Raw genomic sequence first — 23,861 nt, forward strand, 5'->3', positions numbered from 1 at the left:
GCGGCGGCCGCACCGGGCCGCTGGATATGCCGGTCGCCGTCCGCTCAAGCGCCGACACGGCGGCGAAACACGTAGGTATCGTCGTTCGACGCCGCTTCGTCGAACGCATAGCCTTCCGATGCGAAATCCTTCAGCGCGTCGGGCGAGCCGATCCGCCCTTCGACGACGTAGCGCGCCATCAGTCCGCGCGCGCGCTTCGCATGGAAGCTGATGATCTTGTAGCGGCCGTCCTTCCAGTCCTCGAACACCGGCGTGACGACGCGCGCGTCTAGCAGCTTCGGCTTCACCGACTTGAAGTACTCGGCCGACGCGCAATTGACGAGCACGCGCGAGGCGCCGCCGCGCGTCTTCAGCTCGGCGTTCAGCGCGTGCGTGATCCGCTCGCCCCAGAACGCGTACAGATCCTTGCCGCGCGCGTTCGCGAAACGCGTGCCCATTTCGAGCCGGTAAGGCTGCAGCAGGTCGAGCGGCCGCAGCAGCCCGTAGAGCCCCGACAGCACGCGAACGTGCCGCTGCGCGTAGTCGAGATCGTCGGACGACAGCGAGCGCGCGTCGAGGCCCTCGTAGACGTCGCCGTTGAATGCGAGCACCGCCTGCTTCGCGTTCACCGGCGTCGACGTGCGCGACCAGTCCGCGTAGCGCTGGAAATTCAGGCGCGCGAGCGGATCGGAAATGCTCATCAGCGTGCCGATCTGCTGCGGCGACAGCCGGCGCAGCTCGTCGATCAGCGCGGCCGCGTCGTCGGCGAACTGAGGCAGCGTGTGGTGGGAAACGTGGGGCGGGGTTTCGTAGTCGAGCGATTTCGCCGGAGAGAGAACGATTATCATAGAGGCTCGCCGGCACGCCGTGCCGTGCAGTCAGACGAAAACCACCGATTGTAACGAATGCCCAGTTCCGACGCTCCCCGCGCCGGTCGCCGCGTAGTGCTCGATTCGAACGTCTGGATCGACATCCTCGTGTTCGACGACCCCGACGCCCGCCCGATCCGCGATGCCCTCGAAACGGGCGCCATCACGGCGCTCATCGACGTCCGCTGCCTGGTCGAGCTCGAGCGCGTGCTCGACTACCCGCAGTTCAGGGCGCGCGCGGTCGACAAGGCCGCCGCGCTCGCAACGGTCGCGCGCCTGTCGGAGCGCGTCGCGGAGCCCGATCGCGGAAATGCGCTGAACGGAACGGACCTGCGGCATGCGCCGCCCGCGCAAGCGGGCCGCGCGGGCCCGCCGTCGCCCGCCGGCCCGGCCACGCCTTCGCCCGACGACGACGCGCCGCCGCGCCCGCTGCCGAAGTGCCGCGACCGCGACGACCAGAAATTCCTCGAACTCGCGTATGCGGCGCGCGCCGACTGGCTCGTATCGAAGGATCGCGCGCTGTTGAAGCTCACGCGCCGCACCGAGCGCGACTTCGGTTTCCGGATCGCGCAGCCCGCGCCGTTCGCCGCCAGTGCGCTCGCGGCCGGCGCATCCGAGCCGGCGTAAGCGACGCGCCCGCCCAACCCCTTTTCGCGCAAGCCACGATGAACGCACCGCACGACATGCCTACGACGCCCACTCTCCTCTCGCGCCTGCCCGACGTCGGCACGACGATTTTCACGGTCATGAGCGCGCTCGCCGCGGAAAACGGCGCGGTCAATCTCGGCCAGGGCTTTCCCGATTTCGACTGCGATCCGCGCATCGTCGACGCGGTCGCGCACGCGATGCGCGACGGCCACAACCAGTATCCGCCGATGGCGGGCGTCGCGCCGCTGCGCGAAGCGATCGCCGACAAGATCGAGCAGCTTTACGGCCGCCGCTACGATGCCGCCACCGAGATCACCGTGACGGCGGGCGCGACGCAGGCGCTCCTGACGGCGATCCTGTGCGCGGTGCATCCGGGCGACGAGGTGATCGTGATCGAGCCGACCTACGACAGCTATCTGCCGTCGATCGAGCTGGCGGGCGCGACGCCCGTGTTCGTCACGCTGAACGCGCCCGACTACGCGATTCCGTTCGACACGCTCGCCGCGGCGATCACGCCGAAAACGCGCGCGATCCTGATCAACACGCCGCACAACCCGACGGGCACCGTCTGGCGCGAGGCGGACATGCGCGCGCTCGAGGACATCGTGCGCGGCACCAATCTGCTGATCGTGTCCGACGAGGTCTACGAGCACATGGTCTACGACGGCGCGCGGCACGAGAGCGTCGCCCGCTACCCGGAGCTCGCCGCGCGCAGCATCGTCGTGTCGAGCTTCGGCAAGACCTTCCACGTGACGGGCTGGAAGGTCGGCTACGTCGCCGCGCCCGCGCCGCTCATGGCCGAGTTCCGCAAGGTGCACCAGTTCAACGTGTTCACGGTCAACACGCCGATGCAGTTCGGCCTCGCCGAATATCTGCGCGATCCCGAGCCGTATCTGACGCTGCCCGCGTTCTATCAGAAGAAGCGCGACTTCTTCCGCGCGGGGCTTGCGAACACGCGCTTCGAGTTGTTGCCTTGCGCGGGCACGTATTTCCAGTGCGTCGATTATTCGGCGATCAGCGATCTGCCGGAAGCGGAGTTCGCGAAATGGCTGACGACCGAAATCGGCGTCGCCGCGATTCCGGTGTCGGCGTTCTATCACGAGCCGCATGAATCGGGCGTCGTGCGCTTCTGCTTCGCGAAGCGCGAAGACACCCTCGCCACCGCGCTCGAACGGCTCGCGCGCCTGTAGTCCCGAGCAACGCGGCGCGGGCGCGGGGCATCACGCCCGCCGCATCAACCCTGCTGCGCGAGCCCCGCGATGAACGCCTTGCGCTCATCTCTCACGCGCTTCGCAGCCGGCCGCTCTTCCTCGATGCGCTTCACGTATGCCTTCCAGTCGATCCCGGCGTCGGCGATGAAATCGCGGCCGTAGATCGCCTTCGTCGCGAGCGCGACGATCGGCAGATGGACGAACGCGGCGATGTCGGCAATGCAGAACGTATCGCCGAGCACGTAGGGCGAGAACTTCGCGAGCCGCTTGAAACCGTCGAGCGCGCGCGGCATGCGCTTCTCGACGTGCGCCTTCGTGCCGTCGCTCACCTTGCCGCCGAAGAACGCCTCCGGAAACAGCTCGCGCACGTTCCATTCGAGATACAGTTCGAGCACCGTCGTGATCTCGCGCGCCTTCGCCGCGTCGAACGGGTCGGCCGGGAAAATGCGCTTGTCCGAATGGATCGCGGCAAGATATTCGACGATCGCCTGCGATTCGCAGAGCGAGCCGTGTTCGGTCAGCAGAAACGGCACCTTGCCGAGCGGCATGTCGGCAAGTAGCGCGGGATCGTCGATCGGAAGCTTGACAAGCGTTTCGTCGAACGGAATATCGTGCTCGAGCAGGACGAACTTGACCTTGTTGTAATAATTGGACAACGGTGAGCCACAGAGCCGCAGCATCAAAGTCTCCTTCTTCATGGGAAAAGGGCCGCGCGCGATGTGTCCCGCGCGTCGGTCGGCGTAACGCCGAAAAGCACGTTCATGCTAGTCTAAAGCAACTTCGCAGCGCGCCGCGACGTTTGCGTCGCGACGCACGGGCGCGACGCACCGCTGCCGACGCCTGTCGAATTCAAGGAGACTCACTGCATGAGCGCAGAACTGCTCGCGTCGCGCCCGCCGGAAAGCGAGTCGACGCTCGTCCTCACGCTGTCCAACCCCGGCGCGCGCAATGCGCTGCATCCCGACATGTATGCCGCCGGCCTCGAAGCGCTGAACACGGCGGAACGCGATCCGTCGATCCGAGCGGTCGTGCTGACGGGCGCAGACCGCTTCTTCTGCGCGGGCGGCAACCTGAACCGGCTGCTCGACAATCGCGCGAAGGACCCGTCCGTGCAGGCGGCGAGCATCGATCTGCTCGGCGAGTGGGTCACCGCGATCAACACCGTGACGAAGCCCGTGATCGCGGCGGTCGAAGGCGCGGCCGCGGGCGCGGGCTTCTCGCTCGCGCTCGCGTGCGACCTGCTCGTCGCCGCCGACGACGCGAAGTTCGTGATGTCGTATGCGCGCGTCGCGCTCACGCCCGACGGCGGCGGCTCGTGGTTCCTCGCGCGCGCGCTGCCACGCGCGCTCGCGGCCGAGATCCTGTTCGAAGGCAAGCCGGCCGCCGCGACGCGGCTGCGCGAGCTCGGCGTCGTGAACCGGCTGACGAAGCCGGGCGCCGCGCGCGACGAGGCGATCGCCTGGGCCGACGAGATCGGCAGGATGTCGCCGAACGCGCTTGCGCGAATCAAATCGCTGATCGCCGACGCGCAGACGCAGCCGCTCGCCGCACATCTCGCCGCCGAGCGCGATCACTTCGTCGCGTCGCTGCATCACGCGGACGCGCTCGAAGGCATCACCGCGTTCCTCGACAAGCGCGCCCCTGTCTACAAACGCTGACGCCCACCCATGTCCTATCAATTGCCGAAACGCCGCCGCATCTATCTGATGCGGCATGGCGACGTCACCTACTTCGACGCGAACGGCCGCCCGTTCGACCAGGACGCCGTGCCGCTCAACGAGCGCGGCCGGATGCAGGCGGCCGCGGCCGGCCGCGTGTTCGCCGAACAGAACGTGCACTTCGACCGCGTGATCGCGAGCGGCCTGCCGCGCACGATCGAAACCGCGCAGCGCGTGCTCGCCGAGACCGGCCAGCCACTCGGCATCGACATCGAGCCCGCGTGGCGCGAAATTCGCGGCGGCTTCCTCGCCGACATTCCGCCCGAGGAGCAGGAAGCCGCGTTCCTGCGCGTGCTCGACGGCATCGTCGCCGAGCACACGCGCTTTCTCGGCGGCGAGACGATCGGCGAGCTGATCGACCGCGTGCTGCCGCCGCTCGCCGCGTTGCGCGCCGATCCGTCGTGGGACACGGTACTGCTCGTGCTGCACGGCGGCGTGAACTGTGCGCTGCTGTCGCATGCGACGGTGCCCGGGCACCGGCTCTTCATCGGCACGCTGTCGCAGTCCGCGGGCTGCATCAACGCGCTCGACGTCGGCGAGCGCGACGACGACTGGGTCGTGCGGCTCGTCAATTATTCGCCGCCCGAAGCGCTGCACCGCGACGTCCGCAACACGACGATGGAAGTGCTGTATCACCAGTTCTTGCAAAGCGCGCGAGAGTAGGCGCGTCGCGCGGATCCGGAGGAGACGATGGCAGCCGGGCACGATCCGAAATCCAGGCAGACCGATTACGCCGCATTCGAAGGCACGCGCCCCGTCGGCGACGCGCAGCGCTTCGACGTGGACGCGCTCGCCGCGTGGCTCGCGAAGCATGTCGACGGCTTCGCCGGCCCGCTTGCCGTCGAGCAGTTCAAGGGGGGCCAGTCGAATCCGACGTTCAAGCTCGTCACGCCCGCGCGCAGCTACGTACTGCGCGCGAAGCCCGCGCCCGCGGCGAAGCTGCTGCCGTCCGCGCACGCGATCGAGCGCGAGTATCGCGTGATGGCCGCGCTCGCCGGCACCGACGTGCCCGTCGCGCCGATGCTCGCGCTTGGCGACGACGAAAGCGTGATCGGCCGTGCGTTCTACGTGATGGCGTTCGTCGACGGCCGCGTGCTGTGGGATCCGTCGCTGCCCGGCATGACGCCCGCCGAGCGCGGCCGCCATTACGACGAGATGAACCGCGTGATCGCCGCGCTGCATTCGATCGATCCGCAGGCGGTCGGGCTCGCCGGTTACGGCAAGTCCGGCAACTATCTCGCGCGCCAGATCGCGCGCTGGAGCAAGCAGTATCTCGCGTCGGAAACCGAGCCGATCGATGCGATGCATCGGCTGATCGACTGGCTGCCTCGGCATCTGCCGCCCGAGTCCGAGAACGGCGCGCGCGTGTCGATCGTGCACGGCGACTATCGGCTCGACAATCTGATATTCGATCCGCACGCGCCGCGCGTGCTCGCGGTGCTCGACTGGGAACTGTCGACGCTCGGCGATCCGCTCGCCGATTTCGCGTACCACTGCATGGCGTGGCACGTCGCGCCCGAAAGCTTTCGCGGCATCGCCGGGCTCGATCTGCGCGCGCTCGGGATTCCCGACGAAGCGCATTACGTCGCGCGCTACTGCGAGCGCACGGGCCTCACGATGCCCGACAACTGGCATTTCTATCTCGCATACAACATGTTCCGGATCGCCGCGATCCTGCAGGGCATCATGAAGCGCGTCGTCGACAGCACCGCATCGAGCGCGCAGGCGCTCGACGCCGGCCGGCGCGCGCGGCCGATGGCCGAGCTCGCGTGGCGCTACGCACGGCACGCGCGCTAGCCGCGCACCCTCCTCTTACCGAACCGTCCGACCAGCGAGGCAGCCATGCATTTCGATTACGCCCCGAAAGTCGAAGCGTTGCGCGCCCGGCTCAACGCGTTCTTCGACGAGCACATCTATCCGAACGAGCGCGCGTTCTACGAAGAAATCGCGCGCAACCGGCGCGCCGGCAACGCATGGCGGCCGGTCGAGCTGATCGAGACACTGAAGGCGAAAGCGCGCGCCGCGGGCTTGTGGAACCTGTTCCTGCCCGATTCGGCGCGCGGCGCCGGCCTCACGAACCTCGAATACGCGCCGCTTTGCGAAATCATGGGCCGCGTGCCGTGGGCGCCGGAGGTCTTCAACTGCAATGCACCCGACACCGGCAACATGGAGACGCTCGAGCGCTACGGCACCGATGCGCACAAGGCGACGTGGCTCGAGCCGCTGCTCGACGGCGCGATCCGCTCGGCGTTCCTGATGACGGAGCCCGAAGTCGCGTCGTCGGATGCGACGAACATCCGCACGCGCATCGAGCGCGACGGCGAGAACTACGTGATCAACGGCCATAAATGGTGGTCGTCGGGCGCGGGCGACCCGCGCTGCAAGCTCTACATCGTGATGGGCAAGACGGACCCGGACGCGCCCCGCCACGCGCAACAGTCGATGATTCTCGTGCCTTCGGACGCGCACGGCGTCACCGTGCACCGGCCGCTGAACGTATTCGGCTACGACGACGCGCCGCACGGCCACATGGAGATCACGCTCGAGGACGTGCGCGTGCCCGCGTCGAACCTGCTGCTCGGCGAAGGACGCGGCTTCGAGATCGCGCAGGGCCGGCTCGGGCCGGGCCGCATCCATCACTGCATGCGGCTCGTCGGGCTCGCGGAGCGCGCGCTCGAGCTGATGTGCCGGCGCGCGTCGGAGCGCATCGCGTTCGGCAAGCCGGTCGCCGCGCAGACGGTCACGCAGGAACGGGTCGCCGAGGCGCGCTGCATGATCGAGCAGGCGCGCCTGCTCACGCTGAAGACCGCGTACATGATGGACACCGTCGGTAACAAGGGAGCGCGCGGCGAGATCGCGATGATCAAGGTGGTCGCGCCGAGCATGGCGTGCCAGGTGATCGACTGGGCGATCCAGGCGCACGGCGGCGGCGGCGTCAGCGACGACTTCCCGCTCGCCTATGCGTACGCGAGCGCGCGCACGCTGCGCTTCGCGGACGGGCCGGACGAGGTCCACCGCAACGCGATCGCGAAACTCGAGCTCGCGCGTCACGCGCCGCGACCGGCCTGACGCGCGCTTCGCGCGGCGCACTCGCGGGGGCCGTCACGCGCCGGCCCCTCAAGAGCCCGATGCGGCGGCGCCCGCCTTCGCCGCGGACGACGTCGGCGTCTGCCGCAAGTACTCCCGCACCTGCGGCATGCGCGCGACGTTCGCCCCGGTGATCGTCAAGCCGTCCGTCGCCGAGCAGCCTGCCGGCGACGCCAGCGCGGCGCCGTCCAGCGTATTCGACGCGCACACGATCTGGCCCGCCGCGCAGCTCGGCGCCTGTTGCAGCGCGATCGGCGTGCCGCCGACCGACGCGAGCGCATTGCGCGACACGCGCAACTGGCAGACGTTGCCGAGCGCTCGCACGCCGGCGTACTGAACTCGGGCAATCCGGTTGTCGGTCACGGACACGCCGGCCGCCTTGCCCGACCAGGTATTGACGTCGATCGCGGCCATGTAGGTCGGCGAACGCGTGTTGTTCGGATCGGGCAATTCGATGTCCGACACCGTGTTGTTCGACACGATGACGTTCCGCGCGTCGTAAGTGTTCGCGCCGTCCTCCTGCCCCACGAGGATTCCGGCCGCCTTCTGCACGTTCCGCACCGTGTTGCCGGTGATCGTCACGTCCGCGCCGCCGACCACGGTCGCGCCGCGCCCCCAGTAGTTGCCGAGCAGCGTGTTGTTCTGGATCAGCACGTTGCTGCTGAGCTTGCCGTCCCCCTTGTAGCTGACGACCGCGACCATGTCGTCACCGGTGTGCTGCACCGTGTTGTCGCGCACCAGCACGTTGCGCGAGCCGTATGTCGTATGGATGCCGTCGGCGAGCGTGTCCTGAACCGTGTTGCCGACGATGGCGACGTCCGCGCCGCCGAACACGAAGATGCCCGCGCTCGCGCCGCCGCGCACCTTGACGTCGAGCACCTGGACGCCCGCGCCCGTCACCTCCACCTTCGTCGATTCCGGCGTCGTGAGCCGCGTCGTGCCCGCGCCGACCAGCGCGACGCCGACGAGCGTCGAATTCTGGCCGCGCATCTCGATGGTCTGGTCGGCATCGTTCGTCGCGACGAGCGTCGCGCCATAGCCGGACACCACGACCTGCGGATTCTTCACGAGCAGCGAACGCCCGACGACATACTGCCCCGGCGCGAGCACGAGGCGCTGGCCGGTCTGCAACGCATCGAGCGCCCCTTGCAGCGCATCGGCCTGATCGCTTCCGTTGCCAGCCGGATAGACGGTGACGTCGGCAGGCGCGGCCCATGCCTGCGCCGTGCCGCCGGCGGCGAGCGCGCACGCGGCGGCGAATGCGGCGAAAACTGGCTGTGATCGGTTCATCGTCGTCCCCTTCCGGTCGTTGTAAGGGCACGATAAGTTTCCGAAAGGTCGCGCGTCCGTGCGCGAGGCCACACATGCATCCGCCGCGCGAACCCCGCTCAGAAATAATGCAGCGTAATGAACTCCGCCGAGCAGGCCGGCACCGGCTGGCCGCCCAGTTCGACCTCCACCGACACCGTCCAGACCGCCTGCACGCCGCCCTGCTTCGCTGGCCCCGTCTCCTTCACCGCGAACAGCGCACGCACGCGCGAGCCGACCGGCACCGGCTTCAGGAAGCGCACGCGATTCAGGCCATAGTTCACGCCCATGCGCTGTTCGAAGCGCAGCGCGCCGGTCATCAGCGCCGGAATCAGCGACAGCGTGAGAAAACCATGCGCGATCGGTCCGCCGAAGGGCGACTCGCGCGCGGCGCGCTCGGGATCGACGTGAATCCATTGACGATCGCCCGTCGCATCGGCGAACCGGTCGACGCGCGCCTGGTCGACGTCGATCCAGCCGCTCGCGAGCGGCGCCGCGCCGACCCGCGCGCGCAGCGCGTCGGCCGACGCGACGACCGGCAGTTCGTTCGCGCTCGCCGTCATGCGCTCCCCTGCGGCGAACGCAGCCCGAAGATCACCTTCGAGCGCACGGTGATGACGATCTCGCCCTGCTCGTTGACGCCTTCCCATTCGGTCGTCACGATCCCGCGATCCGGTTTGCTCTCGGACAGCCGCTTGTCGAGGACCTTGTTGTACATCGTGATCGTGTCTCCCGCGCGCACCGGCTTGATCCAGCGAATTCCCTCGATGCCGGGCGAGCCCATGCTCGTCGAGCCCTGGAGCACGTTGCGCACGAGCATGCCCATGAACACCGAGCACGTATGCCAGCCGCTCGCGACGAGCCCGCCGAACATCGACGACCTCGCCGCTTCCGCGTCGACGTGGAAAGGCTGCGGATCGTAAGCCTGCGCGAACGTGACGATCTCGTCGACCGTGAATCGATGCTTGCCGACTTCGGTTCTACCGCCGACTTCCAGGTCTTCGTAACTGATACCCATCGAGCTTCTCCGTGAAATGAAGCGGGCGGGCGCCGCCCGCTCAGGCATCCTGCAGCGCCGCGAAATCCGGCAGCGACGCAAAACGTGCGAGGTGGTGATCGACGTCGCCGAGCGTGGTTTCGATGATCGACAGACGCTTGAACAGATGCGCGGCCGCGACCTCGTCGGTGACGCCCATCCCGCCGTGCAGTTGCACCGCCTGCTGGCCGACGAAGCGCGCGGCCTGCCCGACGCGAGCCTTCGCCGCCGACACCGCCTTGCGGCGCGCGTTCGCGTCGCCGCTCGCATAGCGCACCGCGGCGAGATAGGTAAGCGAGCGCGCCTGCTCGGCGTGGATCAGCATGTCGACCATCCGGTGCTGCAGCGCCTGGAAGCGCGCGATCGGCACGCCGAACTGCTCGCGCGTCTTCGTGTAGTCGAGCGTCGCGCGGTTGAGCGCGTCGAGCGCGCCGATCGCCTCGCCGCACAGCAGCACGACGCCGTAGTCGGCGATCTTCTCGAGCGCGGCGGCATCGCGCTCGCCGCCCGCGAGCGCGCGAGCGGGCGTGTCCGAGAAGCGGATCGTCGCCGCGCGCTGGCCGTCGATCGTCCGGTAGTCGACAATATCCGCGCCCGCCGCGCCGCGCGCGATCGCGAAGAGGCCAATCGCGCCGTTCGGCAGCCGCGCGGGCGCGATCAGCACGTCCGCCTGCGCGCCGTGCCGGACGACCGACTTGACGCCCGTCAGCACGAATCCGTCGCCGCCGGGCCGCGCGAGCGTCTCGATCGCGAACAGATCATGGCGCGCGTGCGGCTCGTGGAACGCGACCGCGAGCTTCGCGTCGCCCTGCGCCACGCGCTCGAGGAGCGCCGCATCCTCGCCGCCGCCCGAGCCCGCGACGCGCAGCGCCTCGATCCCGACCGCCGTCGCCCAATAAGGCTCGACGACGAGCGCGCGACCAAGCTCCTGCGTCGCGACGAGCATGTCGACGGCGCCGCCGCCGAAGCCGCCGTGCGCTTCGGGCACGGGCAGCGCGGTCAGGCCCAGCTCGGCCAACGCGCGCCACTGGTCGGCGGACACGCCCGCGTCCGAATGGACGATCGCGCGCCGCGCGTCGAAGCCGTAGCGCTCGTCGAGATAGCGGCGCAGCGCGTCGGCGAATTGCTGTTGTTCTTCGCTGAAGGTGAAGTTCATGGCGCCGCTCCTCACAGGCCGAGAATCATCTGCGCGATGATGTTCTTCTGGATTTCGTTCGAACCGCCGTAGATCGACGTCTTGCGGTAGTTGAAGTAATACGCGGCGAGCGGCGCCGCGTCGTCGTCGCCGGCGACGCTGTGCTCGCGCTCGCCTTCGAGGAACGCGGCGTCGAACGGCGCGGCGAGCGGCCCGATCGCGTCGACCATCAGCTCGGTCAGCGCCTGCTGGATCTCGGTGCCCTTGATCTTCAGCATCGACGCCTCCGGCCCCGGCCCGCGCCCGCTCGCCTCGCTGCTGACGACGCGTAGCACCGTGACTTCGAGCGCCATCAGCTCGATCTCGAGCGCGGCGATCTTCGCGGCGAACACGGGATCGGCGATGAGCGGCTTGCCATTCTTGCGCTCGCGCGACGCGATGCGCTTCAGGAAATCGAGCTCGCGCTTCGATGCGCCGACGCGCGCAATGCCGGTGCGCTCGTGCCCGAGCAGATACTTCGCGTAGGTCCAGCCGCGATTTTCGTCGCCGACGAGATTCTCGACGGGCACCTTCACGTCCTCGAAGAACACTTCGTTGACTTCACGATCCTCGTCGAGCGTGACAATCGGGCGCACCGTGATGCCGGGCGACGTCATGTCGATCAGCAGGAACGAGATCCCTTCCTGCTTCTTCGCGTCGGGATCGGTGCGCACGAGGCAGAACATCATGTCCGCGTACTGGCCGAGCGTCGTCCAGGTCTTCTGGCCGTTGACGACGTAATGATCACCGCGGCGCTCGGCGCGCGTGCGCAGCGACGCGAGGTCCGAGCCCGAGCCGGGCTCCGAGTAGCCCTGGCACCACCAGTCGGTGCCGTCGAGGATGCGCGGCAGATAGCGGCGCTTTTGCGCGTCGCTGCCGTACTTCATCAGCACCGGCGCGACCATCGACACGCCGAACGGCAGCACGGGCGGCGCGCCGATCCGCGCGCACTCCTCTTCCCAGACATGGCGCTGCGTCGCGTTCCAGCCGGGCCCGCCGTACTCGGCGGGCCACGCGGGCGCGGACCATCCCCGCGTGCCGAGCAGCCGGTGCCAGCTCGCGAAGTCGTCGCGATTCAAACGCTTGTGGTTGAGAACCTTCTCGCGCAGCGCGCGAGGCAGATTCGCCTCGAGCCACGCGCGGACTTCGGCGCGGAACGCGTCGTCGGCGGGGGAATAATCGAGATCCATGCGCAGTGTCTCCTCTGACCGCGCCGGCTGCCCGCGGGCCGCGCAGCGATCAGCGGTCGATCACTGCAGAGGCTCTTTCAGCGCGGCGGGAACCGGCAGCGGCATCACGTCGATGCCCTCTTCGGCCAAGGCTTGCGCGTCTTCGGGCGTGGTCACGCCGCGAATGCCGCGCGCGGGCGCTTCATTGTAGTGAATGCGCCGCGCTTCCTCGGCGAAGCGCTCGCCCACGTTCTCGGTCTTCGCCAGCACCTCGCGCAGCGCGCGCAGCGCCTGCGCCTGAAGCGCGCGCGGATCGGCCGGCTGCGCCCGCGTCGCGCCCGACAGATTCAGGCGCGGCGCGGACGGCATGCGGCTGACCTCGGTCGCCCCGCACACCGGACATTCGACCAGCTTGCGGGACAACTGCGCTTCGAACTCATCGGCCGACGCGAACCAGCCTTCGAACCGATGGCCATGCGGGCACTGCAAATCGAGGACCTTCATGCTGAATCAGGGCGTGCTGCCAGTGTATCGCAAATGGAAATTTTTTGAACGGTCGTGCTAAATTCAGTCGAAAAAAGTACACGATCGAGCCGACCGACGGCACCGATTGTATCCCTTCGCAAAACACCCCGCTCGGCGCGGCGCTACGGCCGGATCACGTCGCCGAGCGGCCACGCGCCCGACATCGCCTTCTCGAGCCACATCGTGCCGATAATCGTCTTGACGTCGCTGATCTGGCCGGCGCGCACCCATTCGAGCAAGTCCGGCAGCGTCGCCGTAAACGTCTCGAGAAACTCGCCGTCGTCGAGCTTGCGCTCGCCCGCCGTCAGGCCGCGCGCGAGATAGATGTCGATGAATTCGGTCGAATACGAAATGATCGGATGAATGCGCGTGAGGAACACGTATTCGCGCGCGGTGTAGCCGGTTTCCTCGCGCAGCTCGCGAACCGCGCAGGCGAGCGCGCCTTCGTCCGGATCGAGCTTGCCTGCCGGGAATTCGGCCATCACCTTGCCGATCGGATAGCGATACTGGCTCTCCATCAGCACGCGGCCGTCGTCGAAGAGCGGGATGACCATCACCGCGCCCGGATGCGTCACGTATTCGCGCGTCGCATGCTTGCCGTCCGGCAGGCGAACCGTGTCGCGCTTGACCTTCAGGAACGAGCCGTCGTAGACGGACGCGCTTTCGATGCAAGTTTCCGTGAGGGTGGCGTCGTGATTCGGCAAATCGGCCATCGGCGGCTCCGCAGTGGGGCGCGACGGCCTACGCCGTCAGCGCCGTTTGACGAGATACTGGAACGTGAAGCCGGGAAACGCGAACACCACGAAAAGACTGAAGGTGATCGCGTAAAACTGCCAGCCCTGTTCGAAGCGATTGCCGGCGCGCGATTCGAGCCAGAAGCCCAGCGCGCCGACGATGAAATACAGCACGATCATTTCGCCGATCCGGAGCCACGCGCTCTTTTTCGCCGTCGCTCCGCTCTTCAGCGGCACGACGGCGAACAGGCGCTGATTCAGGAACGGCAGGTTGGCGCCGACGAGCGCCAACAGCACGATGAACCAGCCGGCGGCCGACATTACAGCGGCAGCGTATGGCTGATCGCCTGCAGGCAGACCGTCATCAGCGGGCCCGGCACGATGCCGAGCACGACGACCGCGAGGCCGTTGAGCACGAGGATCGTGCGCTTGCACGCATCGCCCGCGATCGGCGTCGTGTCCTGCGGCGCATCGAAGTACATCAGCTTGACGATGCGCAGATAGTAGAACGCGCCGAACAGCGACGTGATGACGGCGAGCACCGCGAGCCACGTGAGGCCGGCGTTGACCGTCGCCTCGAGGACCGCGAGCTTCGCGTAGAAGCCGACCGTCGGCGGAATGCCGGCGAGCGAGAACATCATCACCATCATCACGAACGCGAACACCGGGCTGCGCTTGTTGAGGCCCTTGAAGTCGTCGAGCGTTTCCGCCTCGAAATCGCGGCGGGCGAGCAGCATCACGACGCCGAACGAGCCGAGCGTCGTCACGAGGTAGACGATCGTGTAGAACATCGCCGAGCTGTACGCGCTCGCCGCCGACGACGGATTGCCGCCCACCACGCCCGCGAGCAGGCCGAGCAGCACGAAGCCCATGTTCGAGATCGCCGAGTACGCGAGCATCCGCTTGATGTTGCGCTGGACGATACCGGTGATGTTGCCGACGATCAGCGACAGCGCCGCGAGGATCACGAGCATTTCCTGCCAGTCGACCGCGAGCGGCAGCAGGCCCATCACGAGAAAGCGCAGGCCCCACGCGAATGCCGCGACCTTCGGGCCGCCGCCGACGAACAGCGTCATCGCGGTCGGCGCGCCCTGGTAGACGTCCGGCACCCACATGTGGAACGGCACGGCGCCGAGCTTGAACGCGACGCCCGCAACGATGAAGATCACGCCGAACAGCAGCACCGCGTCGTTGATGCGGCCCGATGCGACCGCCTTCAGCACTTCGTTCAGCTCGAGCGAGCCCGTCGCGCCGTACAGCATCGAGATCCCGTACAGCACGAAGCCCGAGGCGAGCGCACCGAGCACGTAGTACTTCATCGCGGCTTCGCTCGACTGCGTCGCGTCGCGACGCAGCGCGATCACCGCGTACAGCGACAGCGACATCAGCTCGAGGCCGAGGTACAGCGTGAGGAAGTTGTTGCCCGAGATCATCACGAGCTGGCCGAGCAGCGAGAACATGCCGAGCAGGAACACGTCGCCGCGGAACAGGTCGCGATCCTCGAGGTACTTGCGCGAGTAGACGAGCGTCACCGCGAAGCCGAGCGACACGACCGCCTTCATCGCGCTCGCGAACGAATCGACCACGACCATTCGCGAGAAGACGTAGTACTGCTGCGGATCGAAGGCTTGCAGCGCGAACCACACGCCCGCCGCCGCCGACGCGACGACCGCGATCAGATACGTGAGGCGGCGGCCGGCTGCGCCGACGAAGGTGTCGTTCAGCCAGGCGACGACGATGGCGGCCATCACCAGCGCATCGGGCAACAGGACATTCATAGGTGCGTTTTGCATGATCTTTGTATCCTCCGCTCGGGCTTACTGGGCCAGCGGCAGTTTCGACTGCGCGACGTGGGAGAGGAGGTTTTCCACGGAAACGTGCATCACGTCGGTGAAGGGCTTCGGATAGAGGCCCATCAGCAGCGTGAACGCGGCGAGCACGGCGAGCATCGTGAATTCGCGACGGCTGATGTCCGACAGCTTCGCGACCTTGTCGCTCGTCACCGCGCCGAAGTACACGCGCTTGTACATCCACAGCGTGTACGCCGCGCCGAGAATCAGCGTGAACGCCGCGCCGAACGCGATCCAGAAGTTGTACTGGACCGACGCGAGGATCACCATGAACTCGCCGACGAAGCCCGACGTGCCCGGCAGGCCGCAGTTGGCCATCGAGAACAGCATCGCGAACGCGGCGAACTTCGGCATCACGTTGACGACGCCGCCGTAGTCGGCGATCTGGCGCGAGTGCAGGCGGTCGTACAGCACGCCGATGCAAAGGAACATCGCGCCCGACACGAAGCCGTGCGAGATCATCTGGACGATCGCGCCTTCGACGCCGAGCTGGTTGAAGATGAAGAAGCCGAGCGTGACGAAGCCCATGTGCGCGATCGACGAATACGCGACGAGCTTCTTCATGTCCGCCTGCACCATCGCGACGAGGCCGATGTAGATCACCGCGATCAGCGACAGCGCAATCACGACGGGCGCGAAGAAGTGGCTCGCGTCCGGCGTGATCGGCAGCGAGAAGCGCAGGAAGCCGTACGCGCCGAGCTTCAGCATGATCGCGGCCAGCACGACCGAGCCGCCCGTCGGCGCCTCGACGTGCGCATCCGGCAGCCAGGTGTGCACCGGCCACATCGGCACCTTCACCGCGAACGCGAGGAAGAACGCGATGAAGAGCAGCACCTGCGGCGTCATCGCGATCTTCGCGTTCTGCCACGTCGCGAGATCGAACGAATGCGTCTGCGTGTACAGGTAGATCAGCGCGACCAGCATCAGCAGCGAGCCGGCGAGCGTGTACAGGAAGAACTTGAACGCCGCGTACACACGGTTCGGGCCGCCCCACACGCCGATGATGATGTACATCGGGATCAGCGTCGCCTCGAAGAACACGTAGAACAAGAGGCCGTCAGCCGCCGAGAACACGCCGACCATGATCCCCGACAGGATCAGGAACGCGGCGAGATACTGCGACACGTGCTCGGTGATCACCTCCCAGCCGGCGATCACGACGATCACCGTGATGAGCGCGGTCAGCACGACGAACCACATCGAGATGCCGTCGACGCCGAGGTGATACGTGATGTTGAAACGTTCGATCCATGTCGATTGCTCGACGAACTGCAGCGCGGCGGTGCTCGAGTCGAAGCCCGTGATCAGCGGAATCGTGACGGCCAGGCTCGCGAGCGAGCCGATCAGCGCGATCCAGCGCGCCGCGCCCGGATTTTTATCGGAACCGACCGCGAGCACGACGAGGCCGAATACGATCGGCAACCAGATCGCGGTACTGAGAATCGGAAAAGAGTGCATTAGTCGTCCCCGCCTTATTTGCCGCCGAGCGTTACAAACAGGGTCAGGAGCCCCAGCATGCCGATGATCATGGCGAACGCGTAGTGATAGATGTAACCGGATTGGAGGAAGCGGATCACGCCGGCGAACCAGCCGATGAAGCGCGCGCTGCCGTTGACGAGGCCGTCGATCACCACGACGTCGCCTTCCTTCCACAGACCGCGGCCGATCGCGATCGAACCCTTCGCGAACACGACCTCGTTGATCTTGTCCATGTAGTACTTGTTGTCGAGCAGCGTGTAGATCGGGCCGAACGCGCGACGGATCGCTGCCGGCAGACCCGGGCGCTTCAGGTACAGGAACCACGCGACGACGACGCCCGCGAGCGCGAGCCAGAGCGGCAGCGACGAGATCGAGTGCAGGCCGAGCGCCGCCCAGCCGTGGAACTCCTCCGCCATCTCGGCGAGCGCCGGGTGGTTCTGGCCGATGAAGATCACCTTGTCGAACGCGACGCCGTGCTGGAAGAAATCGCCGTACAGCATCGGGCCGATCGCGATCGCGCCGATGATGACCGACGGAATCGCGAGCAGCACGAGCGGCACCCAGACGACCCACGGCGTTTCGTGCGGCTCGTGCGCGTGGCCGTGACCGTGGTCGTCGTCATGGCCGTGATGCGCGGCCGATTCGGCGCCGTGGTTGTTGCCGAATTCCTTCGGATGACGGAAGCGCTCTTCGCCGTGGAAGACGAGGAAGTACATCCGGAACGAGTACAGCGCGGTGACGAACACGCTCGCGACGACCGCGAAGTACGCGAAGCCCGAGCCCGGCAGGTGCGACAGCTTCACCGCGTCGATGATCGAGTCCTTCGAGTAGAAGCCCGAAAAGAACGGCGTGCCGATCAGCGCGAGCGAGCCGACGAGCGACGTGATCCACGTGATCGGCATGTACTTGCGCAGGCCGCCCATGTTGCGCATGTCCTGATCGTGGTGCATGCCGATGATCACCGAGCCCGCGCCGAGGAACAGCAGCGCCTTGAAGAACGCGTGCGTCATCAGATGGAACACGGCGACCGGGTACGCGGACACGCCGAGCGCGACCGTCATGTAGCCGAGCTGCGACAGCGTCGAATACGCGACGACGCGCTTGATGTCGTTCTGGACGATGCCGAGGAAGCCCATGAAGAGCGCCGTGATTGCGCCGATCACCGTGATGAACGACAGCGCGGCGTCAGACAGCTCGAACAGCGGCGACATGCGCGTGACCATGAAGATGCCGGCCGTCACCATCGTCGCCGCGTGAATCAGCGCGGAGATCGGCGTCGGGCCTTCCATCGAGTCGGGCAGCCACACGTGCAGCGGGAATTGCGCGGACTTGCCCATCGCGCCGATGAACAGACAGATGCACGCGGCGGTCAGCAGGCCCCACTGGGTGCCTGGGAAATTCAGCGACGCGAGCTCCGCGCGCTTCGCGAACACTTCGCCGTAGTTCATCGAGCCGGCGTACGCGAGGATGAGGCCGATGCCGAGCAGGAACCCGAAGTCGCCGACGCGGTTCACGAGGAACGCCTTCATGTTCGCGTAGATCGCGCTCTCACGCGTGAAGTAGAAGCCGATCAGCAGGTACGACACGAGACCCACCGCTTCCCAGCCGAAAAACAACTGCAGGAAGTTGTTGCTCATCACGAGCATCAGCATCGAGAACGTGAACAGCGAGATGTACGAGAAGAAGCGCTGGTAGCCGTCCTCTTCCGACATGTAGCCGATCGTGTAGATGTGCACCATCAGCGACACGAACGTGACGACGACCATCATCATCGCGGTCAGCGTGTCGACGAGGAAGCCCACCTCGAGCTTCAGCGAGCCGACGTTCATCCATTCGTAGACGGTCGCGTTGTAGCTCGCGCCGTCCAGCACCTGGAAGAACACCAGCGCGGAAAGAACGAACGAGACCGCGACGCCGAGAATCGTCACGCGATGCGCGCCCTTGCGCCCCACCGCGTTGCCGAACAGCCCCGCGATCAGCGAGCCCGCCAGCGGAGCGAGCGCAATCGCCAGCAGCAGGTTTTCATTGAGTGTCGTTGACATAACAGCGTTGCCTGAAATTAACCTTTGAGCTGATCGAGATCCTCGACATTGATCGTGTCGAGCTTACGGAACAGAGTCACCAGAATCGCGAGGCCGATTGCGGCTTCCGCCGCCGCGACCGTCAACACGAAGAACACGAAGATCTGGCCGTGGACGTCGCCCAGGTAATGCGAGAACGCGACGAAATTGGTATTCACCGCGAGCAGCATCAGTTCGATCGCCATCAGGATGATGATGATGTTCCGGCGGTTCAGGAAAATCCCGACGATCGCGATCGCAAACAGGATCGCGCCGAGCACGAGGTAATGAGCCAAGGTCAACATAGATTCTTCTCCTCTCGCTTAGCCGTTGTTCGAGCCCGACGCGGCGTCGCTCGCGGCGGTTTCCGGCTGCGGCTTGTCGGCTTGCATCTTCACGAGACGCACGCGATCCTCGCGGCGCACCTTCACCTGCTCGGACACGCGCTGGCGCTTGCTGTCCTTGCCCTTCTGCGCGGTCAGCGCAACCGCGGCGATGATCGCAACGAGCAGCACGAGGCCCGCGATCTCGAACGCGAAGATGTAATCGGTGTAGATGACCTTGCCGATCAGCTTCGTGTTCGGCATGCCGGCCGCCGCGCCCGCGGCCATGTCGTGCACGGGCGAGCCCGTCGCGCCGTAGCCGCGCCACAGGATCAGCGCGGTCTCGACGACGATGATCGCGCCGACCACGGTGGCCATCGGCACGAAGCGCCTGAAGTCGCGGCGCAGCACGTCGATGTTGATGTCGAGCATCATCACGACGAAGAGGAACAGCACCATCACCGCGCCCACGTAGACGAGCACCAGCAGGATCGCGAGGAACTCGGCCTCGAGCAGCATCCAGATCGCGGCCGCGTTGAAGAACGCGAGCACGAGGAAGAGCGCAGACGCCACCGGGTTGCGCGATGTGATCACCTTCAGCCCCGACACCACGAGGAGCAGCGAGAAGATGTAGAAGAGTACGGTCGTGAAGTCCATGATTACCGGTTCATCATTAGGCCATTGTCAGGCGCGGTTGGCTGGCACCGCCGGGCGTGCCGCGGCGCTGCCGCGACTCGCCGGCCCGGCGAGCGGGCCGGCGCATCGGGTTATCGATACCGAGCATCGGCGGCCTTCGCGGCCGCGATCTCCTTCTCGTAGCGATCGCCCACCGCGAGCAGCATGTCCTTCGTGAAGTACAGGTCGCCGCGCTTCTCGCCGTGATATTCGAGGATCTGCGTCTCGACGATCGAATCGACCGGGCAGCTCTCTTCGCAGAAACCGCAGAAGATGCACTTCGTCAGGTCGATGTCGTAGCGCGTCGTGCGACGGGTGTTGTCCTCGCGCGTCTGCGACTCGATCGTGATCGCCATCGCCGGGCACACCGCTTCGCACAGCTTGCACGCGATGCACCGCTCTTCGCCGTTCTCGTAGCGGCGCAGCGCGTGCAGCCCGCGAAAGCGCGGCGAGATCGGCGTCTTTTCCTCGGGGAACTGCACGGTGAACTTGCGCTTGAACGTGTAGCGTCCGGTCAGCGCGAGCCCCTTGAGCAGCTCGGTCAGGAAGAAGGTCTTAAAGAAGTGTTGGATTGCCGTCATGATTTCGTCCGCCCTTTATTTCCAGATATTCAGCGGCGACATCATCCAGAAACCGACCACGATCACCCAGATCACGCAGACGGGCAGGAACACCTTCCAGCCGAGGCGCATGATCTGGTCGTAGCGGTAACGCGGGAACGTCGCACGGGCCCAAATGAACACCGACAGCAGCGCGAAGACTTTCAGCACCAGCCAGAAGATGCCCGGAATGAACGACAGGAATTCGAACGGCGCGTCCCAGCCGCCGAGGAACAGCGTCGCCGCGAGCGCCGAGATCACGATCATGTTGATGTACTCGGCGAGGAAGAACAGCGCGAACGCCATCCCCGAGTAGTCGATCATGTGACCCGCGACGATCTCCGACTCCCCTTCCACCACGTCGAACGGGTGGCGGTTCGTTTCGGCGATGCCCGAGATGAAGTAGATGACGAAGACGGGCAGCAGCGGCAGCCAGTTCCACGACAGGAAATTGACGCCGTGGCCCGCGAAGAAGCCATGCTGCTGCGAGCCGACGATCTCCGACAGGTTCAGGCTGCCCGCCGTCATCAGCACGAGCACGAGCGCGAAGCCCATCGAGATTTCGTACGACACCATCTGCGCGGCCGCGCGCATCGCGCCGAGGAACGCGTACTTCGAGTTCGACGCCCAGCCGGCGAGAATCACCGCGTAGACGCCGACCGACGAGATCGCCATCGCGTACAGCAGGCCGGCGTTGATGTTCGCGAGCACGGCGCCCGCCTGGAACGGGATCACCGCCCACACCGCGAACGCCGGCACGACCGTCATCACGGGCGCGATCAGATACAGCCAGCGGTTTGCCGCCGTCGGATGAATCACTTCCTTGAGCAGCAGCTTCAGCACGTCGGCGATCGGCTGCAGAAGACCCGCGGGGCCGACGCGGTTCGGACCGAGACGCACATGCATCCAGCCGATCAGCTTGCGCTCCCACAGAATCAGGTACGCGACGCACAGCAGAATCACGACGGCGACGACGAGGATGCGCACGAGCGCCCACACCGTCGGCCACGCGAAGCCGAGAAGCTGGGCTCCGCCCGAGTTGATCGTATCGAACAAGCTCATTTACGCCTTCTCCACCACCAGTTCACCGGACAGGCTGCCGAGCGCTGCGCCGGCAGGCGTGGCTGCCGACACGCGAACGACGGCTTCCGCAAGATTCTCCTCGCGCACGGCCGGCAACTGCACCGTGCGATCGCCCTGGCGCACGCGCACCGCGTCGCCGTTCTTCAGGCCGAGCTTGTCGAACAGCGCGGCGGGCAGGCCCGCCTTGTGCGCCGCCTTCGACGCGGCCGTCAGGTGCAGCGCGCCCGCGCGGCGCGACAGCGCGTCGGCATGATAGATCGGCACGTCGGCGAGACGCTCGAGCGCGCCGTTCGCGGCCCGCGCGGCTGCGCGCGCGGGCGCCGCCGCCGTCTTGTTCGACAGACGCGGCGCGATTTCGCCGTCGCCGAGCGCGGCGAGACGCACTTCTTCCGACGTCTCGTACTCGAAGTTCGGCAGGCCGAGCAGACTGCCGAGCACGCGCAGCACCTTCCATGCGGGACGCGTGTCGCCGAGCGGACGCACGACGCCGTTGAACGACTGGGCGCGGCCTTCCGCGTTCACGTACGTGCCGGCCGTCTCGGTGAACGGCGCGATCGGCAGCAGCACGTCCGCGTAGTCGAGGCCGTACTTGAACGGCGACAGCACGACGACCGTCTCCGCCTGCTTCAGCGCAGCGAGCGCCTGCGCCGGATCGGCGGTGTCGAATTCGGGCTCGACGTTCAGGAGCACGTAGCCCTTGCGCGGCTGCGCGAACGCGTCGCGTGCATTGAGGCCGTTCGCGCCCGGCAGCGCGCCGACGAGGTGCGCGCCCACCGTGTTCGCCGCTTCCGTCAGGAAGCCGAGCGTCGCGCCCGTGTTGTCGGCGATCCACTGCGCGATCGCGTGGATCTGCGCGAATTGCGGATGCTGGACGACGCCGTTGCCGAGCAGCACGGCGCGGCGCTCGCCGTTCGCGAGCGATTGCGCAACCGCCCGTGCGGCGTCCGACGCTTCCACGCCCGCCAGCGCATCCGGCAGCGCCACGCCGCGCGCCTGCGCGACGGCGGCCGCGATGCCCGCGAGCGCGTCGAGCCATGCCGACGGCGCGGCGACGATGCGCTGCGCGCTCGGGATCAGCGCGTCGTCGCCCGTCGCGTGCAGGAAGTGCAGCTTCGCGCCGCCCTTCGCCGCCTGGCGCAGGCGCGCCGCGAAGAGCGGATGATCGCGGCGCAGGAACGAGCCGACGACGAGCGACGCGTCGACGGCCGACAAATCGGCGATCGGCATGCCGAGCCACGGCGCGCCTTGCGCGGCGGCGGAGAAATCGGCCTGGCGCAGACGGAAGTCGACGTTCGGCGTCTTCAGTTCGTGGGCGAGCTGCTTGAGCAGGAACAGTTCCTCGACCGTGCTGTGCGCGCTCGCGAGCGCGGCGATCGCAGCCGGGCCGTGCTCGTCGCCGATGCCCTTCAGGCCGCGCGCGACGTATTCGAGCGCCGTCTGCCAGTCGACTTCGCGCCACTCGCCGCCCTGCTTGATCATCGGCTTCGTCAGGCGCTCTTCGCTGTTCAGGCCTTCATACGAGAAGCGGTCCTTATCCGAGATCCAGCACTCGTTGACGGCTTCGTTCTCGAACGGCAGCACGCGCATCACGCGGTTGTTCTTCACTTGCACGACGAGGTTCGCGCCGACGGAATCGTGCGGGCTCACCGACTTGCGGCGCGACAGCTCCCACGTGCGGGCGCTGTAGCGGAACGGCTTGCTCGTCAGCGCGCCGACCGGGCACAGGTCGATCATGTTGCCCGACAGCTCGGAGTCGACCGTCTTGCCGACGAACGTCGTGATTTCCGAATGCTCGCCGCGGCCCAGCATGCCGAACTCCATCACGCCGGCGATTTCCTGGCCGAAGCGCACGCAGCGCGTGCAGTGGATGCAGCGCGACATCTCTTCCATCGAGATGAGCGGGCCGACTTCCTTGTGGAACACGACGCGCTTCTCTTCCGCATAGCGCGACGCCGACTTGCCGTAGCCGACCGCGAGATCCTGCAACTGGCATTCGCCGCCCTGATCGCAGATCGGGCAGTCGAGCGGATGGTTGATGAGCAGGAACTCCATCACCGACTGCTGCGCCTTCACGGCCTTGTCAGAGTTGGTGTGGACGATCATGCCGGCCGACACGGGCGTCGCGCACGCGGGCACGGCCTTCGGCATCTTCTCGACTTCGACGAGACACATCCGGCAGTTGGCCGCAACCGACAGCTTCTTGTGATAGCAGAAGTGAGGGATGTACGTATCCGCCTTGTGCGCAGCCTGGATCACCATGCTGCCTTCGGGCACCTCGACCTTCTTGCCGTCTATTTCAAGTTCAACCATGATGGTGAATGGTCCTTAACCTAT

General features: G+C 66.7%; 24 protein-coding genes. 6 read left to right on the forward strand and 18 right to left on the reverse strand.

Annotation, left to right across the window (positions count from 1 at the left end):
- Window positions 1-44: 44 nt before the first annotated feature.
- Window positions 45-827, reverse strand: a complete 783-nt coding sequence (gene yaaA / locus WT16_RS03085) for a peroxide stress protein YaaA (protein ID WP_063532693.1) — start codon at window positions 825-827, stop codon at window positions 45-47.
- 57 nt (window positions 828-884) lie between these two features.
- Here yaaA and WT16_RS03090 point away from each other — a divergent pair, with 57 nt between their 5' ends.
- Together WT16_RS03090 and WT16_RS03095 are read left to right on the forward strand one after the other, a co-directional pair.
- Window positions 885-1,475 carry a PIN domain-containing protein gene (locus WT16_RS03090; protein WP_059934744.1) on the forward strand — a complete coding sequence of 197 codons (591 nt, stop codon included), beginning with the start codon at window positions 885-887 and terminating at the stop codon, window positions 1,473-1,475.
- Between the two features lie 38 nt (window positions 1,476-1,513).
- A complete protein-coding gene (locus WT16_RS03095) occupies window positions 1,514-2,686 on the forward strand; it encodes a pyridoxal phosphate-dependent aminotransferase (protein ID WP_006025129.1) in 1,173 nt (390 codons plus the stop codon).
- A 44-nt stretch (window positions 2,687-2,730) separates the two neighbouring features.
- Here the strand turns inward: WT16_RS03095 and WT16_RS03100 are convergent, their stop codons facing one another.
- Window positions 2,731-3,387 (reverse strand): glutathione S-transferase, encoded by a 657-nt coding sequence (locus tag WT16_RS03100; RefSeq protein WP_059934753.1) that lies wholly within the window; start codon window positions 3,385-3,387, stop codon window positions 2,731-2,733.
- A gap of 186 nt (window positions 3,388-3,573) precedes the next feature.
- Between WT16_RS03100 and WT16_RS03105 the strand changes: the two genes are divergently transcribed.
- The 4 genes from WT16_RS03105 to WT16_RS03120 are packed head-to-tail and all read left to right on the forward strand — an operon-like array spanning window position 3,574 to window position 7,494.
- Window positions 3,574-4,365, forward strand: a complete 792-nt coding sequence (locus WT16_RS03105; protein ID WP_063532694.1) for an enoyl-CoA hydratase — start codon at window positions 3,574-3,576, stop codon at window positions 4,363-4,365.
- A 9-nt stretch (window positions 4,366-4,374) separates the two neighbouring features.
- A complete protein-coding gene (locus tag WT16_RS03110; protein ID WP_063532695.1) occupies window positions 4,375-5,088 on the forward strand; it encodes a histidine phosphatase family protein in 714 nt (237 codons plus the stop codon).
- Between the two features lie 27 nt (window positions 5,089-5,115).
- Window positions 5,116-6,222: a phosphotransferase gene (locus WT16_RS03115; protein WP_063532696.1), complete on the forward strand. Its 1,107-nt coding sequence runs from the start codon at window positions 5,116-5,118 to the stop codon at window positions 6,220-6,222.
- Between the two features lie 45 nt (window positions 6,223-6,267).
- The gene (locus WT16_RS03120; protein ID WP_063532697.1) at window positions 6,268-7,494 is read left to right on the forward strand and encodes an acyl-CoA dehydrogenase family protein; all 1,227 of its coding nucleotides are present in this window, start codon (window positions 6,268-6,270) and stop codon (window positions 7,492-7,494) included.
- Between the two features lie 48 nt (window positions 7,495-7,542).
- Here WT16_RS03120 and WT16_RS03125 read toward each other — a convergent pair whose 3' ends face one another.
- From WT16_RS03125 to nuoG, 16 genes are all read right to left on the reverse strand, one after another.
- Window positions 7,543-8,802 (reverse strand): right-handed parallel beta-helix repeat-containing protein, encoded by a 1,260-nt coding sequence (locus WT16_RS03125; protein ID WP_063532698.1) that lies wholly within the window; start codon window positions 8,800-8,802, stop codon window positions 7,543-7,545.
- 98 nt (window positions 8,803-8,900) lie between these two features.
- Complete coding sequence (locus WT16_RS03130) at window positions 8,901-9,383, reverse strand: MaoC family dehydratase (RefSeq protein WP_006025122.1); 483 nt, start codon at window positions 9,381-9,383, stop codon at window positions 8,901-8,903.
- Entirely contained in the window at window positions 9,380-9,838 is a 459-nt protein-coding gene (locus WT16_RS03135; RefSeq protein WP_063532699.1) for a MaoC family dehydratase, read from the reverse strand. Before WT16_RS03135 ends, WT16_RS03130 begins: the two co-directional genes overlap by 4 nt.
- 40 nt (window positions 9,839-9,878) lie before the next feature.
- A complete protein-coding gene (locus WT16_RS03140; RefSeq protein WP_063532700.1) occupies window positions 9,879-11,012 on the reverse strand; it encodes an acyl-CoA dehydrogenase in 1,134 nt (377 codons plus the stop codon).
- A gap of 11 nt (window positions 11,013-11,023) precedes the next feature.
- The gene (locus WT16_RS03145; RefSeq protein WP_059934739.1) at window positions 11,024-12,220 is read right to left on the reverse strand and encodes an acyl-CoA dehydrogenase family protein; all 1,197 of its coding nucleotides are present in this window, start codon (window positions 12,218-12,220) and stop codon (window positions 11,024-11,026) included.
- 60 nt (window positions 12,221-12,280) lie between these two features.
- Window positions 12,281-12,703, reverse strand: coding sequence for a DUF1178 family protein (locus tag WT16_RS03150; RefSeq protein ID WP_006025118.1), 423 nt, complete (start codon window positions 12,701-12,703; stop codon window positions 12,281-12,283).
- Window positions 12,704-12,846: 143 nt separating this feature from the next.
- Window positions 12,847-13,437 (reverse strand): NUDIX hydrolase, encoded by a 591-nt coding sequence (locus tag WT16_RS03155; protein WP_006025116.1) that lies wholly within the window; start codon window positions 13,435-13,437, stop codon window positions 12,847-12,849.
- Window positions 13,438-13,473: 36 nt separating this feature from the next.
- A complete protein-coding gene (locus WT16_RS03160; protein WP_015601582.1) occupies window positions 13,474-13,779 on the reverse strand; it encodes a DUF2818 family protein in 306 nt (101 codons plus the stop codon).
- Complete coding sequence (gene nuoN / locus WT16_RS03165) at window positions 13,779-15,236, reverse strand: NADH-quinone oxidoreductase subunit NuoN (RefSeq protein ID WP_197486456.1); 1,458 nt, start codon at window positions 15,234-15,236, stop codon at window positions 13,779-13,781. Before nuoN ends, WT16_RS03160 begins: the two co-directional genes overlap by 1 nt.
- Before the next feature lie 39 nt (window positions 15,237-15,275).
- Entirely contained in the window at window positions 15,276-16,766 is a 1,491-nt protein-coding gene (locus WT16_RS03170; protein WP_015600700.1) for an NADH-quinone oxidoreductase subunit M, read from the reverse strand.
- Between the two features lie 14 nt (window positions 16,767-16,780).
- The gene (nuoL, locus tag WT16_RS03175; RefSeq protein ID WP_063532702.1) at window positions 16,781-18,829 is read right to left on the reverse strand and encodes an NADH-quinone oxidoreductase subunit L; all 2,049 of its coding nucleotides are present in this window, start codon (window positions 18,827-18,829) and stop codon (window positions 16,781-16,783) included.
- 17 nt (window positions 18,830-18,846) lie between these two features.
- On the reverse strand, window positions 18,847-19,152 hold the full coding sequence (nuoK, locus tag WT16_RS03180) for an NADH-quinone oxidoreductase subunit NuoK (protein WP_004185739.1): 306 nt from the start codon (window positions 19,150-19,152) through the stop codon (window positions 18,847-18,849).
- 18 nt (window positions 19,153-19,170) lie between these two features.
- On the reverse strand, window positions 19,171-19,827 hold the full coding sequence (locus WT16_RS03185; RefSeq protein WP_006025111.1) for an NADH-quinone oxidoreductase subunit J: 657 nt from the start codon (window positions 19,825-19,827) through the stop codon (window positions 19,171-19,173).
- A gap of 110 nt (window positions 19,828-19,937) precedes the next feature.
- Window positions 19,938-20,426 carry an NADH-quinone oxidoreductase subunit NuoI gene (gene nuoI, locus WT16_RS03190; RefSeq protein ID WP_006025110.1) on the reverse strand — a complete coding sequence of 163 codons (489 nt, stop codon included), beginning with the start codon at window positions 20,424-20,426 and terminating at the stop codon, window positions 19,938-19,940.
- A 15-nt stretch (window positions 20,427-20,441) separates the two neighbouring features.
- A complete protein-coding gene (gene nuoH / locus WT16_RS03195; protein WP_009911792.1) occupies window positions 20,442-21,506 on the reverse strand; it encodes an NADH-quinone oxidoreductase subunit NuoH in 1,065 nt (354 codons plus the stop codon).
- Complete coding sequence (gene nuoG / locus WT16_RS03200) at window positions 21,507-23,837, reverse strand: NADH-quinone oxidoreductase subunit NuoG (RefSeq protein WP_015601723.1); 2,331 nt, start codon at window positions 23,835-23,837, stop codon at window positions 21,507-21,509.
- Window positions 23,838-23,861: the final 24 nt, after the last annotated feature.

It is taken from the genome of Burkholderia sp. MSMB1589WGS (assembly GCF_001636105.1).
Classification (GTDB): Bacteria; Pseudomonadota; Gammaproteobacteria; order Burkholderiales; family Burkholderiaceae; genus Burkholderia; species Burkholderia humptydooensis.